The sequence below is a fragment of the Reyranella sp. genome (assembly GCF_965229815.1).
Lineage (GTDB): Bacteria > Pseudomonadota > Alphaproteobacteria > Reyranellales > Reyranellaceae > Reyranella.
On the sequence record NZ_CBDDJN010000006.1, the window covers coordinates 1,700,679 to 1,714,877 of the forward strand.

At 67.0% G+C, this 14,199-nt stretch carries 13 protein-coding genes; 3 read left to right on the forward strand and 10 right to left on the reverse strand.

Annotation, left to right across the window (positions count from 1 at the left end):
• The first annotated feature begins 55 nt into the window (after positions 1 to 55).
• From ACO073_RS19490 to ACO073_RS19500, 3 genes are all read left to right on the forward strand, one after another.
• A complete protein-coding gene (locus ACO073_RS19490) occupies positions 56 to 862 on the forward strand; it encodes a TylF/MycF/NovP-related O-methyltransferase (RefSeq protein WP_421999485.1) in 807 nt (268 codons plus the stop codon).
• A 10-nt stretch (positions 863 to 872) separates the two neighbouring features.
• Positions 873 to 1,439: a class I SAM-dependent methyltransferase gene (locus ACO073_RS19495; RefSeq protein WP_421999486.1), complete on the forward strand. Its 567-nt coding sequence runs from the start codon at positions 873 to 875 to the stop codon at positions 1,437 to 1,439.
• Between the two features lie 113 nt (positions 1,440 to 1,552).
• Positions 1,553 to 2,218, forward strand: coding sequence for a class I SAM-dependent methyltransferase (locus ACO073_RS19500; RefSeq protein ID WP_422002182.1), 666 nt, complete (start codon positions 1,553 to 1,555; stop codon positions 2,216 to 2,218).
• A gap of 6 nt (positions 2,219 to 2,224) precedes the next feature.
• Here ACO073_RS19500 and ACO073_RS19505 read toward each other — a convergent pair whose 3' ends face one another.
• The 10 genes from ACO073_RS19505 to ACO073_RS19550 form a co-directional block, all read right to left on the reverse strand.
• Positions 2,225 to 2,926 carry a transaldolase gene (locus ACO073_RS19505; RefSeq protein WP_421999488.1) on the reverse strand — a complete coding sequence of 234 codons (702 nt, stop codon included), beginning with the start codon at positions 2,924 to 2,926 and terminating at the stop codon, positions 2,225 to 2,227.
• A gap of 14 nt (positions 2,927 to 2,940) precedes the next feature.
• Positions 2,941 to 3,483 carry a D-glycero-alpha-D-manno-heptose-1,7-bisphosphate 7-phosphatase gene (locus ACO073_RS19510; protein WP_421999489.1) on the reverse strand — a complete coding sequence of 181 codons (543 nt, stop codon included), beginning with the start codon at positions 3,481 to 3,483 and terminating at the stop codon, positions 2,941 to 2,943.
• A gap of 1 nt (position 3,484) precedes the next feature.
• Positions 3,485 to 4,459 carry an NAD-dependent epimerase/dehydratase family protein gene (locus ACO073_RS19515; protein ID WP_421999491.1) on the reverse strand — a complete coding sequence of 325 codons (975 nt, stop codon included), beginning with the start codon at positions 4,457 to 4,459 and terminating at the stop codon, positions 3,485 to 3,487.
• Positions 4,460 to 4,610: 151 nt separating this feature from the next.
• Entirely contained in the window at positions 4,611 to 7,394 is a 2,784-nt protein-coding gene (locus tag ACO073_RS19520) for a hypothetical protein (protein ID WP_421999492.1), read from the reverse strand.
• Positions 7,394 to 8,368, reverse strand: a complete 975-nt coding sequence (locus ACO073_RS19525; protein ID WP_421999494.1) for a Rieske 2Fe-2S domain-containing protein — start codon at positions 8,366 to 8,368, stop codon at positions 7,394 to 7,396. The genes ACO073_RS19520 and ACO073_RS19525 overlap by 1 nt, the downstream gene beginning before the upstream one ends.
• A 1-nt stretch (position 8,369) precedes the next feature.
• On the reverse strand, positions 8,370 to 8,972 hold the full coding sequence (locus ACO073_RS19530; protein WP_421999496.1) for a class I SAM-dependent methyltransferase: 603 nt from the start codon (positions 8,970 to 8,972) through the stop codon (positions 8,370 to 8,372).
• 126 nt (positions 8,973 to 9,098) lie between these two features.
• Positions 9,099 to 11,474, reverse strand: coding sequence for a hypothetical protein (locus ACO073_RS19535; RefSeq protein ID WP_421999498.1), 2,376 nt, complete (start codon positions 11,472 to 11,474; stop codon positions 9,099 to 9,101).
• A gap of 33 nt (positions 11,475 to 11,507) precedes the next feature.
• Positions 11,508 to 12,299, reverse strand: coding sequence for a glycosyltransferase (locus ACO073_RS19540; RefSeq protein ID WP_422002183.1), 792 nt, complete (start codon positions 12,297 to 12,299; stop codon positions 11,508 to 11,510).
• 122 nt (positions 12,300 to 12,421) lie between these two features.
• The gene (locus ACO073_RS19545; RefSeq protein WP_421999500.1) at positions 12,422 to 12,682 is read right to left on the reverse strand and encodes a hypothetical protein; all 261 of its coding nucleotides are present in this window, start codon (positions 12,680 to 12,682) and stop codon (positions 12,422 to 12,424) included.
• Complete coding sequence (locus tag ACO073_RS19550; RefSeq protein ID WP_421999501.1) at positions 12,618 to 14,030, reverse strand: hypothetical protein; 1,413 nt, start codon at positions 14,028 to 14,030, stop codon at positions 12,618 to 12,620. The genes ACO073_RS19545 and ACO073_RS19550 overlap by 65 nt, the downstream gene beginning before the upstream one ends.
• Positions 14,031 to 14,199 lie beyond the last annotated feature (169 nt).

The following is a 14,199-nucleotide window of genomic DNA, read 5'->3' on the forward strand; positions in this document are numbered from 1 at the left end:
AGGACGGATGTCGTTGGCCGCGCCCCGATCGTCGGGTCCAGGAGTAGCGGACTTCATGTGGCTTTCGAACCTGATGTCTTCGGTCACCCGCGCGGTCGCCATCGAATCCCTCGGCCTGCTGGCCCGTATTCCCGGCATGGCCGCCGCCCTCCCCGAGGGCAGGCTGCGCCGGCTGCTCGCGACGGCCGCCATTCCCGATCTCAAGTACGAGGGCATCTATAGCCAGTCGGCCTACGCGCCGTGGCTCGCCGACGTCGACTTCCGCACGGCGCTGAACGCCATCCGGCGCAACACGCTGGTCGACGAGTACCGGTGCTGGGAACTGTGGAGCCTGGTCGGCCAGCTCCGCGACCACGAAGGAGACATTCTCGAGGTCGGGGTCTGGCGCGGGGGGACCGGCTGCCTGATGGCCCGGCGCAGCCAGCTCGACGGCAACGGGGGCAAGGTGCATCTCTGCGACACGTTCGAGGGCGTCGTGAAGGCCGGCAGCCGGGATTCCAGCTATGTCGGCGGCGAGCACGCCGACACCAGCCTGGAGGAGGTCCAGTCGCTGGCCCGCCGGATGGAGCTTCCCAACGTGCTCGTGCACAAGGGCATGTTTCCCGACGACACGGCGCACGAGATCGGCAGTAACCGGCTGCGGCTCTGCCACATCGACGTCGACGTCTACGAATCGGCGAGCCAGACCTTTGCCTGGGCCTGGCCGCGACTGGTCGTCGGCGGCGTCATCGTGCTCGACGACTACGGATTCTACTCCTGTTCGGGAGTTACCCGCTTCGTGAATCAAATGATTGGACAAAGCGACAGGGTTGTAATCTACAACATCAGCGGACACGCGATCGTCGTGAAGCTGGCCGACTGAGGATTCCATCGTGACCCCCTTGCCCTCGTCCACATTGCGCAAGCTCGAGATCGGCTGCGGGCAGCGCCCGACCCCGAACTACATCCACAACGACGTGAACGCCTTCGAGGGCGTGGACATCGTCGGCGACCCCTGGGAGATCGACTTTCCGGACGGCTCGCTCGACGAGGTGCTGGCGCTGGGCGTCGTCGAGCACCTGACCTATCAGCAGGTGGCCGAAACGTTCCGCAACGTCCATCGCATGCTCGAGCCCGGCGGCTCCTTCTACTTCGACGTCCCCGACGTCCCGGTCTGGTGCGGCTACGTCGTCGACCATTTCGCCGGCCGCGAGATCCCGTTCACCATCGACCATGTCTTCGCGACGCTCTACGGCTGGCAGCGCTGGCCGGGCGACGAGCACAAGTCGGGATGGTGGCAGACCCGCCTCGACGAGGAACTCCGCGCGGCCGGCTTCAACGACCTTAAGTACGGCGTCAATCTCCTGCTCGACAAGGGACACTCGCGGAACCGCTTCATGCGGCCCCACGACGCCCACATCTACTGCTGCGCCACCAAGCTCGTCGGCGCGGCCGCCTAGCCCTCGGGACGGCCCCGCTGTACGCCTACAACAACCGCTTCTTCGAAACGGCCGACCGGACCGCCGCGATCTCGGCGGACCATGTCATTCGCCACCTGGCCGAGCTGGTTCCCATCGAGAGCGTCCTCGATCTCGGCTGCGGCCGGGGTGTCTGGCTGTCGGTCTGGCTGGAGCACGGCGCCCGCCTGGTCCAGGGCGTCGACGGCCCCTATGTCGACCAGGACAGGCTGCACATCGCGAAGGATCGGTTCCTGGCCCGCGACCTCTCGCTCCCCCTCGACGTCGGCCGTCAGTTCGACCTCGTGGAGAGCCTGGAGGTCGCCGAGCACATTCCCGAACAGGCGGCCGACACGTTCATCGACAGCCTGACGCGCCATGGCCGGCTCATCCTGTTCTCCGCGGCGACGCCGGGACAGGGCGGCGAACACCACGTCAACGAGCAGCCGCCGCGGTACTGGCAGGCCAAGTTCGCCGCGCGCGGCTTCCAGCTCTTCGATTTCCTGCGGCCCAGGCTCCGGGCCAACAAGGCCGTGTATCTCTGGTACCGGCACAACGTGTTCGTCTACGCCCACGAGTCCATCGTGGACTCCCTGCCCAAGGCATTGACCCAGACACGCGTGCCGCCGGGACAGGCTCCGGCCGAAACCCTTCCCTACTGGGCGCGCCTGCGCAAGGCGGCCGTCCGTTGCTTGCCCCGACCGATGGTCGACCGGCTGGCGCGATCGACACACATGATGCGCAACGGCCTCAGCGCTCTTCGCGCCGACCGGCCGTCGTAACGCCCCCTAGAGGCGATAGCCCGCGGCCGCCGCGTCGCCGTGGAACATCTTGACAGTGTCCAGCGAATATTCGTCGAGGTTCCGCCCGAGCAACGGCAGCTTGCCGAGGATGTCGGCGGTCACCGTGATGATGTGGCAGCCGATCTCGCTCGCCTGCACCAGGTTCAGCAGTTCCCGCGGGCTCGCCCAGATGAGCTCGATGGTCGGCGATGGCCGGACGATCTCCAGCGCCTGCCGCATCAGGGGGACGGGATCGATGCCGGTGTCGGCGATGCGCCCGGCGAAGATCGAGATGTTGCTGGGCGCCCCGCCATGCAGGCTTTTCGCCAGCGTCTCGACCTGGGCCAGCGTCATGACCGCGGTCACGTTGACCCGGACGCCCGACTGCGAGAGCCGCCGCGCCAGGTCGGCGGCCGATACGCCCCGCGTGTTGGTCACCGGCACCTTGACGTAGACGTTGCTGCCCCAGCCCGCGAGCGTGCGCGCCTGGCGCTCCATCTCGTCCAGTTCGTCCGAGAAGATCTCGAAGGAGATCGGGCGGTCCCCGACGAGGTCGAGCGCGGAGCGGGCGAAGGCGGCGTAGTCCGACACGCCGGCTTTGCGCATGAGCGTCGGGTTGGTCGTGAAGCCGCGAATGGCCGGGTTGGCGCAAAGCGCCTCGAGGGTCGGCAGGTCCGCGCCATCGGCGAAAATCTTGGTCCGCAGCATCGTCCTCGCCCCCGTCATTTCTCCGGCCGGCCCTGGCTGACGATCCAGGGTACGGCCTCAAGCAAGCTCGCCACCGTGAGATTCGCCGGCGGCTGCGGCCGTTGTCCATAGCCCCCATCGACGAACACCGTCGCGCAGCCTGCCGCTCGCCCGGCCTCGATGTCCTTGTCGCGGTCGCCGACCATGATGCTGCTTGCCAGCTCGATATCGTGCGCGCCGGCGGCCGCGAGCAGCATGCCAGGCCTGGGTTTGCGGCAGTCACAGCCATGATGGTCGTCGTGCAGGCACATGAGGAGATCGTCGAGCGCCAGCCGGTCACGAAGCTCCCGATTGAACCGTTCGACCATCTCCAGCGACTGGCGGCCGCGCGCCACATCGGGCTGGTTGGTCACGACGATCAGCTTGAACCCCTCCCGGCGCAGTGTGGTGCACGCTTCCTCGACGCCCGGCAGGATCGCGAACTGCTCGAAGGTCTGGGGTGGCCGGGGGACACCGTCGACGACGGAGACGCGATTGAGCACGCCGTCCCGGTCCAGGAAGACGGCACGGGCCGCCATGCTACAATTTGCCCGCACGAAAGTCGTCGACCATGCTCGACATGGCGGCGCGAAGCGCTTCGCGGGAATTGCGGCTGCATCGCCAGCCGGTCCGGCGGATCCGCTCCGTCGCCAGGCGGATGACCGGCACGTCGCCCTTCCAGCCACGATCGCCGCCGGCATAGGACAGCGTCACGCTGCCCGGAGCGAGCCCGACGCATTCCATCGCCAGCTCGGCGATTTCCGTGACGGTGATGTAGTCGCCGGTCGCGACGTTGAACACGTCGTAGGCAGGGTCTGGTTCGGCGTGCGCCGCCAGCACCGCGTCGATGACGTCGCCGACATGGATGTAGCTCTTGCTCTGCCGGCCGTCGCCCAGGATCGCGAGCCTCGTCGGATCGTCGAGCAGCCGTCTCACGAAATCGAATCCCACGCCGTGGGTCTGATGGGGCCCGACCACGTTGCCGAAGCGGAAGGCCCTGCCCCGCAGCCCGAACATGAAGCAGTAGGCGCTGATCAGCGCCTCGCCGGCGAGCTTGCTCGCGCCGTAGGTGGAGATCGGAGCGCCCACCGCATGCTGCTCGCTCGCCTCGGTCTCGCCCATGTCGCCGTAGACGCCGCTGCCCGACGCATAGAGGATCTTGCCCGTCCCCGTCCGGCGCATCGCCTCGACGACCTGGTGGGTGAGGCAGGTGCCCTCGTAAAAGTCGACGTCCGGCTCGGTCGCCGCCTTGGCGATGTCCGGGTTCGAGGCGAGGTGAATGACCGTCTGGTGACCCTTCATCGCCTCGGTCAGGGCGGCCAGGTCCTTCACGTCCGCCTTGACGATCGAGAAGCGGGGATCGCCGACATGCCGCTCGACGTGCCAATGGCGTCCCGACGAGAAATTGTCGTAGACGGTCACGCCTTCGGCCTTGCCGTCGTCGAGCAGGCGGTCGACGAAATGGCTTCCGATGAAGCCTGCGCCTCCCACGACGAAGTATCGCTGCAATTTCACTGGACGGACCGTCGGCGCTCTCCCCGCGAGAGCGCTCCACTTCTAGAGATTCCGCCGGCTGGCGTCCAGCGCGCGCCCCGCCGGGGCCGGCACCGGCGGTTGCAACGGGAACGATCGCGCGACCGGACCCGCGCCTTCATGCCAGCGCCCTTCATATGCCGTTTCGCCGCAGTGCACCCTGAATGAGCGCGACCTCTTCGGCATAGGCGGTCGACGGCGCATACGGGACCCGTGCGCAGGGGAAGAACTGCCGGTGCGGGAAGAAGCGCCGGTGGACGGCATAGTCGTACCGGTGGGCCTCGATGAACGACTTGATGGAGAAGCCGCCCTCCAGATAGGCGTTGCGGGTCGGCGGCGCTCCGAAATGGGCCAGCGTCGCCTCGCGCCCGTCCTCGATGATCTTCAGACGGCCGTCGCCCTGCAGGAGGCGGGGCAGCGTGGCGTAGTCGACATTCTCGTGATGGAGATGGAACGGCCGCGCCAGCATGCGGGCGGAGACCGAAAGCGGATGCATGTAGACCGAATGGATCGCCATGCCGTCGGCGAACGGCCAGACCAGCTCGCGGGGATGGGCGCAGAACTGGATGTTGTCCGGGTTCATGACCATCGACCGGAAGTAGCGGTCCGGCCGCTCGGCGGCGCCCTCGATCAGCGCCTCGCCCGAGACCTCCAGCACGTCGGGCCGACGGCCGGGCTTCGCGTCCAGCCACGCCTTCATCGAGGCTTCGTCGCATTCGAGGGCCCCGATCGAGGCGCCGTCCCAGTCGGTCAGGTACGCACTGAAGTTGGCCAGCGTCTCGGACGAGTACACGCAGTCGATCGGCAGCAGATAGAGATCCGCCGCGAGGGCCTTGGCGAGGAAGATGTTCTGATGGTCGAGGAGGCCGTAGAAGAAATAGAAGTTGTACCCGTCTTCCTCGCGCCGCCGCAGGAACTCCGCCGGAAAGCAGGTGAAGACCGGCTCCGCGACCTCCTTGAGGCGCGCGAATGCCGGATGGGTGATCATGCGGTCGCGATCGGCCTCCGTCGTCACGATCGACACGACCGCGCTGCCCTTCTTAGCCAGCGCCGGAATGTTCCCCGGCGCGAGCAGCGACGGCAGGCAGTAGTTCATGAACTTGTCGACGAAGCTTTCGCCCCAGACGATCGTTCCGACGACGGAGACGTGCCGTCTGCGGAAAGTCACCAGCATTCTCTTGGCGTGCGCCTCGTTGACGGTCCTGAGGCTGCTGGTCAGGGACAGGAAGTCGTCGATGAAGGCCGTGCCGGCCCCACCCGACCGCGCGAGGGCCACCGCGTCCTCGAAGGAATCGAAGTTGAGCGCCGCGCGGATCAGGTCCCGGCGCTGCGCATCGTCGAGCGCGACATCGGCCGACCGGGCCATGGCCAGGATGCGACGGCCCTCGGCGATCACGGACGCCATGTCGTCGATGCCGTAGTCCGACATCTCCAGCTGGTGCAGGGTGCTCAATGCCGTGAGCGCCTGCCCGGCCTTCGGTGCCGAGGCCATCTTTGCGAGCGGCTCGAAGATCGACGCCATCCGGGTCGCCAGCTCCGGCCGAACCTGCCACGGCGCGGGCTGGGCGCGCACGACCGGCAGCGACACCGGCTGGCGGAAATAGTCGGCCTGACGGGGACGCAGCGAATCGAGCATCCCCTCGGTGAAATCGGCGAAGTCGATGTCGGCTTCGCTCTTCACGTCCTTGTGGTTGCCGAGATCGACGATGGCCAGTCCATCGTCCCGGCCCGCGAAGTGCGGCTGCGACGCGGCCGGCAACATCCGGTCGACGTCGGTCGACGGCTTCATGAAGAAACGGTCCGGCATCCGCTCGAGCGCGCGATACGACAGGAAGGCGATCTCGTGCTGCGTGCTGTGAAGCTCGACGCCGTTCTCCTGCTCCAAGGCCAGCTGAAAATGCGCCATCGGTCCGCCGAAGTAGCCATTGTCGCGGATCACCTTCAGCCCGTCGACCGGCTCCCGGCCGTGCAGGCCGATGCCCATCAGCTCTGCCGGCGGGACGACGAGCGACTTGTTACGCCAGAACGGCGCCAGATGCTCGCGCACCTGCTGTTTCATTGCATAGACCGACGCGAGCAACACTGCGTCGACCCCGCGCCGCCGCAGCCGGGAAAGCCCGTCGAAGTAGCCGGTTCCATACAGCCCGTTGGGATTGATGCCGTGGAAGTCAGCCCTCTGGCGCCTCGCCTCGAGCAGCAGCAGGCATTGCAGCGCGCCCAGCAGCCATTCGGTCTCGGGTCCCGGCACGCCCTCGGCGCGCCGCGCCAGATCCTCCGGGATCGGCCGGTAGACGATGTCGCAGGGAAGCGCGTAGCCGTCGAAGCGCGCCTGCAGCCCGGCCAGGTCGTGTTCCCGATGGAAGACGTGAAGGGCCACGGCGCGCTTGCGGCACAGCGCCTTCAGGTCGTCGCCATTGAGCGACGACACGCCGAACTCGAAGAAGTTCTCGGTCGACGGACCGTCGAACAGGACGACGCCGAGGAGGGCCGGAAGCCGTCGGCCAAGCCAGTCATACTCGCGCGCTCCGCCGGCGATGCTGGCGACGTAGCGCATGAAGGGGGACTTGCGTCGCTCGGCGGCGGCTCGATCGGCGGCCTCCAGGGCGTCGACGAGGTAGCGTACCAGTTCGAGCAGGAAATGGCCGCGCACGTCGCCTTCGAGGAAGCCTTCCTCGGCAAGGACGCCGTAGATGCGCAGGAAGCTCCGGAGGTCGCCCGTCTCGTGCAGGAGCTGACGGATGCAGAAATCCTTCAGCTGCGGCATGACCTGGACGGGATCGGAAGTCTCGTCGTAGCCCACGGCATGCCGCCACCACTCCGACGCGCCGCCCTTCATGGAGGCCTGCACGGCAACAAGGTAGAGGTCGAAGATTTTCTGGCGCCGCCTTTCCTGCGGCAGCCATTCGACGTCGCGCATCAAGATGCCGTCCGTCGGACGGCCGTTGTCCAATCCGCCTGCGCCGTCTTCTCGCTGAGTGCGACGGGTTCGATCCTGAGCTCGCTGCCGGTCACGACGAAGCGATGGAACGGACCGGCGAATGCCGACGGCCCTTCGCTCAGGGGGAACCGGACGATCGGTCCGAACCGGCGCCCGTGCCAGCAGCACGACAGGCTGCTCGCCTTGAATTCCTTCTGGTCGAGGCAGGCGCCCTCGTGCGGGCACATGCGCGGGAAGATCTCGATCACATCGTCGCGCCGCACGACCTGCAAGCCGTAATTGTCGCTGCGGCCGAACAGGATCGGCACGCCGGGGGACAGCGATGCGAGCGGGATCGAGGCCGGCTCCGGCACCGCGACCTGCTCGGTCGGGACGACGTGGCGGGCGGTGAGGTCGAGCGTGTCCTGGAACGGGTAGCTCGTCATGGGCAGGCGCATGCCCCAGCGCCGAAGCTCACCGCGGCGGTCCCGCATCGGAACGTCGCCCTCCATGAGGACGTGGTAGTTCCGCGTCAGCAGCCACTTCAGGACCGGGAAGACGATCGGCAAGAGCAGTCTCGGCGCCCCGATGCCGTAGGTCGTCGTCACCCTGACGCGATGATCGGCGAGCGGATCGGCCACGACCTCGCTGGTCAGCAGCACGTTGAGGAAGGAATCGTGGAAGAACAGCCGGTTCTCGGCGAGCTGCAGCGCGAGATGGGTGAGCGGGAAATTCAGGCCGAACAGCCTCTGCATCACCACGCAGCTCTGCACGTCGTCGCTGATGTGGGAATAGAAGATGTCGAACGTGTTGTGCACGACCTTCAGGTGCGCCAGGTCCTTGTAGTTGAACACCACGTCGATCACGTCGCCGCCGGTCTCCAGCACCAGGTTGAAATAGCGGAACCGGTAGTTGGTCCGCGCGAACGAGGCGGCGAACTTCGCCTGGCTTTCGACTGTCCAAGAAGGCTTCACGTCACGATCCCTTCCGGGCGATCAGCAGCAGGTTCGACGGCCAGCCGACGAGCGACACCGTCTCGATGCGGAAGCTGCCGATGCCCGCAGCACGGGCGGCAGCGCCGAACGACGATGCCGACATCAGGTTGAGGTTCGCCTCGTCGGCGAAGAAATCCCGCCCGAGGCCGCGCAGGATGCCGCGGAACGTCGACGGCGGCAGCCAGTGGATCAGGGGCAGCACCGTATGGACCTCGATCGGGAACCAGCGGTTGGGCGTCGTCACGAAGATGCCGCGCCGGGCGACACGCCACAGTTCCTTGAGGAACGCGACCTGCTGCTGCTGGCTGCCGACATGCTCGATGACGGCGCTGGAATGCACGTAGTCGTAGCTGCCATCGTCGAACGGCAGGTCGCGGGCGTCGGCCTGGACGAAGCGGACGCCGGGATAGGCTTCCTCGAGGAAGGAGGCATCCTCCAGCCCGGCCGCGACGATGCGATCCTTGTGGGGATACCACGCCTCGAAATAGTTGGAATGGTCGTGCAGCCGGTCGCTGGTGACCCCGACATCGAGCATCTGGTCGTCGCGCGAGGGCGCGAGGGCGCTGACGAACCGCTCGAACATCGCCCGGCGTTGACGCTTCGCGACCCGGGTCGGCAGAGAACCGGGACTCGCATCGCCCCAGATCGCCGTATCCGCGCTGTCTCCCCTTTCAGTCATCCCTGTCCCGCCTTCCGGCACCCTCGAGTCTCACTTCGGCCGCTCGATGTCGTGCCCCCAGCGCTTGCCCTTCACGACCTCGTCGTGGATGCGCCGTCCGACATGGCTGAAGGCTGGCCCCTCGCCGCTGCAGTCCGGCGTGTTCGGGCTGTCCTTGAGAGCCTTGCGATATTTGTCCACCCACTCCTGCGAGAGCGGCGCGATGCCGGGTCCCTTCCAGGTCAGCAGGGCATCCGTGCCGTCGCTCCACTTGACGCCAAGATAGTCCCGGATCGTGTCCGGGGAAAAGAGCGGCGTGCAGATCATCGGATCGCGGATGTCGCGCCGCGTGGCGATGAAGAAGTAGTGGAGCCCTTCTTCCTGCAGCACCTTGCGCGCGACCTCCGGTGATCCGTACAGGATCTCGGTACGGCGGGGCGACAGCCGCGACGAGATGTGCGATTCGGCCCGGCAGCCCGGCAGCATGCAGTAGGTGTGGACGTTGAAGGTCCACAGCCGCCGGCCCGGCCCGATGCTCTTCCAGGCTTCGTGCATGCCGGGATAGATCGCCGTCGAATCGGGCAGCGCCGGCCAGCCCGACTGGTCGCGATAGGCGTCGAATATGCTGTAGCGGCCGTCGGCGAAGCGGATGGCCGTGGCCATCACCACCGTCAGCGTCTTCTTCTGGCTCTCGTAGGCCTGCACGAGGGTCACCGCGGCAAGCGCCACCGGGACGACGGCGCCCAGCACGATGCGCCCCACCCCCCGCCAGTCGGCCCCGGCCAGGGCGAATTGCCAGGCGATCGCCGCCAGCGCGATCGTGAGCGGCAGCATGAACGAGCTCGCCCGGACGTAGGACACCGGCTCCGACGCGCCGACCGTGATCGTGACCGCGCCGATCGATGCCACGAAGGCGAGCACCAGCGCCCCGGCGACGCGGTTCGAGGCGTCCGCGGCGGTCGCGTCCGCCGTCGCGCGCCGCCGCAGCACCGCCCGCCCGACCAGCCAGGCCGCGAGGCCTGCCAGGCCGCCCCAGGCAAAGGTCGCCAGGATGTCTAGGCGCGAGGCGTTGCGCACGAAGTCGAGCATGTCGAAGCCGCGGAAGGACACGCCGCGCGCCACCGCGTCGGTCCGCCGGTAGGCGGCGTTGACGATGTCGTACAGGATTCCCGCCTTGTCGAGTGCGTGGAAGTCGATGATCGGCCACCAGATCTCGAGCCCGATATCCGACGGGATGGAAGTGGTCACGTAGTTCAGCACGAGGACCGACGCCAGTCCGCAGCCGGCGGCGACGGCAAGGCCGAAGAAGCTCCTTGCGCTGGCCCGGTCGAGGAAGAAGAACACCACGGTCGCCACGACCGCGAACAGCCCGACGATCGCCGCGGAGATGACCAGCAGGTAGGGCGCGATGACCGCGCACGCGGCCGCCGCCGCCCACCAGGCGCGCCGCTCCAACCCCGTGGCGCGGACCATGCCGACGCTCATCCAGAGGATGCCCAGGAGCAACGGAGCGTTGAGCTCGTGCGGCTTCTGGAAATGCCCCCAGCCTCCGTTGGCCGCATAGAAGCCGGTTCCGAGCGTATGCACGTCGAGGGCGAGGTAGAGCGCCACGGCCACCCACGGCCAGACGGTTCGCGAACAGAACCGGTCGACCAGCGAGAACAGGGCGAGCGCTCCCGCGCAGGCGAAGCAGAAGGCGACGAGGGAGGGCGCCAGCGCGTCGCTGAGCAGCATGCCCAGGAACGTCACGCCGAGGCCCTTCGAGTAGTAGTATTGATACCAGAAGTCGTTGAGCCAGATGTCGTGGCGTTCGACCACCAGCGTGTAGAACTGCGAGTAGTGCTGGTAGTAGTCGTGGCCCCCCTGCGGATAGAGCCCCTTCACCAGCAGCAGCGCCGCGCCGCAGACGAACACCAGGACGACCATCGCCGCCGCGAGGATCGCCTCGGCCGTCGAGCTCTCGCGCAGGAAGCGGCCGATCGACGTCCGTGCCTCGCCGCACGCCGCCACGAAGTCGCGGCACGACAGGGCCATGACCGGCAGCGCGGCCGCGACCGCGATCCAGCGCCAGTACAGTCCGAGATAGCCCGCCGCGAGCATGACCACGGTGACGACCGCGGCACCGGCAAAGAACCCCAGGGCCAGGCGCTCGTGGAGCGGGATGCCGGCCACGGTTGCGCGGCCCGCGGCCGCGCCCAGGAAGACCTGGCCGACATAGGCCAGCAGCCAGAAGAAGTACCCTGCGAACACCACGCGCAGGGCGTTGTAGAGCGCGCTGTAGCCGGTCTCGAAGAAATGCGCGTCGTAGAAGTCGACCAGCCCGAAGAAGGCGAGGACGGCCGCGAAGCCGCCGACGAACGCCAGCTGGCCGATCAGCGACGGGCGCGCGCGCGAGCCTTCCGCCGACGGTTCGCTCTCAACGTTCATGATCGCCGGGCCGGGTCGCGGGATCGGCCGGCCCTAGCCGACGCGCTGCGAGTTCGAGACGACACCGCGCGCCGAGACCTCCGCCGTCCACGGCTCCGACGATCCCGCGAGGCCTCCGTCGATGCGGCCGTAGACCCGGTTCGACATCCGGCGCAGCCAGATCTCGCTCAGCGTGTGCGTGACCGACAGCAGGTTCCGCAGGGTCAACGCGTTCGACGAGCCGGCGCGCCGCTCCTGCGCCGACAGGGCGACTTCCTTGTAGGTCGCCCCCTGCCCCAGCAGCAGGCAGAGGATGTAGGCCTGGAAGCCGAAGCCGCGCGTGTCCGGGTGGTAGCGCATGACGTTGAAGCGCCGGTGGATCGGCAGGCCGTTGTAGTAGTGCAGCCTGTTGCCGCTCAGCAGGTTGACGATCGTGGTGTAGGCCGTCGACACGATGTGCCGGAACATCGGCTTGTCCTGCACGTGCTCGTAGTACGGAATGATGATGTCGGCCTGCCCCAGCGGCTTCAGGACGGCACGCAGCGTCGACACCATCTCCGAATTGTCGCCGCAGATCGCGCGGTGGTAGCGGCCTTTGCCGATGAAGGTCGAATCGATGTAATTCTGCGCCCAACCCTTGTTGCGGCTGTTCTGCCGGAAGACGATGTCCATCTCGGGATGCCGTTCGATGTAGTCGCGGACCAGCTCCGGCGACCGGTCGCGCGAGCCGTCATCGATGATCACGACATCGTAGCTGAGGCCCGTCTCCTCCATCGCGGTCTTCACGGTGTCGAGCGTGGCCACGATGAACTCTTCTTCGTTGTAGCACGAGACGAAGAAGGTGATGTCGTACCTGTCCGCCGATGTTGCCCGCGGCGATGTCGGTGGCGTCGTGGAAGCGCGCGGCGGCGGGACTGATGGTGAACCTGTCGCTCATCGAGACCTCTCCACTGGCGAACGGCTTTGCCTCACGACGGGCTTTCCTGCGGCCGACGATCCGGTTCCTGCGATGCCTCGGCGACGCCGAATCGCGCGATGATCGTGCACACGTCCTGGGCGACGTCCGTGTACATTGTCCAACCGTTCAGGCGGCACGGCAACATCTGCGGCTGGTCGAAAAGCCCCTTCTGTACGGGATAGGTGTAGTCGTGGCAGCGCAGGAAGTCATCGACGGTGAACGGTCCACCGATCGTCTCGTAGCGTCGTCCCGCGGCGGTGAAGTTGTTCACGTAGGCCTGTCGCGGGTCCATGACCTTGATCGTCGCCGGGCTCGAGAACATGCGCGGAATCATGCCGTAGTCGACGTTGGCGAAGTGCTTTCGATTGTACTTCGCGAGGCCCGAGGCACTGGTGAACAGCGGATGGATGAACACGGAGTGGATCTCGACCCCCGCCCTCGACCGGCCAGAACAGCTCGCGCGGATGCTTGCCGAAATCGACATTCTCGCTCGCCAGCACCTGCGAGCGGAAATAGTGGTGGGCGTGCTCGACGGCCAGCGTCGCCAGATCCTCGGTCGAGATGAGGATCGCCCCCTCGTCGCCGAACCGGCTGTCGAGCGCCGGCAGGAACGTCTCGGTCTCCGCCACGATGTTGCCGCCGCCGCAGCATTCGTAGCCGAGGCGCCGGTAGTTCGCCATGTTGTTCAGCGATCCGTCTGCGACGATGGCGTCGACGGGAATCATGAACAGGTGAGAGCGCGCGCCCTGCGCGAAGTAGATCGAGCAGTGATCGAGCATCCCGTAGAGGATGTAGAAATGCTGGACCAGGTGACCCTGCCTGAGGATGCCGATCAGCTCGGGCGGAATCAGGGTGAACTCGACGTCGGCGTAGCGGGCCAGCTCGTGGAACACCGGATGCTCGCGCATGCGGCGCTCGCCGTCGGCGTCAGTCACGATGCTCATCACCAGCCGGCCCTGGGTCCTGAGCGCCGGCACGTTGCCCGGCGAGAGCATCGAGCGGAGATTGTACTTCAGAAAGTTGCCGACATACTCCGCTCCCCAGACGATGCATCCCATGGTGAAGATGTCCTCGTCGGGATGCCGGGCGCGATAGGCCTCGCCGCGTCGGCGGTTTTCCTCGTACTGGCGCTCGCAGAACTCGGAGAAGGTCTTGACCTCGGGTCGAAGCGGCAGGTCGAACCGCCGCACGAGATGCAGCAGCTCGGAAAACAGGCCAAGCCGCAGCATGCTGACCCAGAGCCAGTCGAGCGCCTGGTGCTCGGCCTCCGTTCCCTCGTAGACCACCGCGTCGCGCAGGATGAGCCTGCGAAGCTCCTTGACGCGCCTTTCGACCTCGAGCGTGCACCCGTCGTTCACCTCGATCTTGATCAGGGCGTCGGTGTCGCTCGCGAGGCTGCCGAGGCTCGGCGGTGGGGTTGGCGCGGCCGCTTCGATCGGCTCGCCGCGATCCTGATTCAGTCCCAGAAGCGAGCGGATCTGCCGGATCAGCTTCTCAACGAGCGCAAGCACACTCCACCGCCCCTGTCGGCCTTCGTTCGCGGAATTTGCGGCATTGTCCGACAGCCAACCACATCCCTGAGAGTCTCGATGCCTGGGTCCGCCCAGGGCGTCCGGCACCGCCAGCCACCCCGTGCTCCCGCCGCCCGTCCTCGTTCGAGGCGCGCGAACCGGTAGCTTCGCCAAGCATGGGCAGACGGTTGCACTACCATCGCGCCGGGCAGGGGGCAAGCCGGCCGCCCCGGCACCGCTCCCTCGACGCCGCGAATCAGCGGCCGGTGCGCCAAGA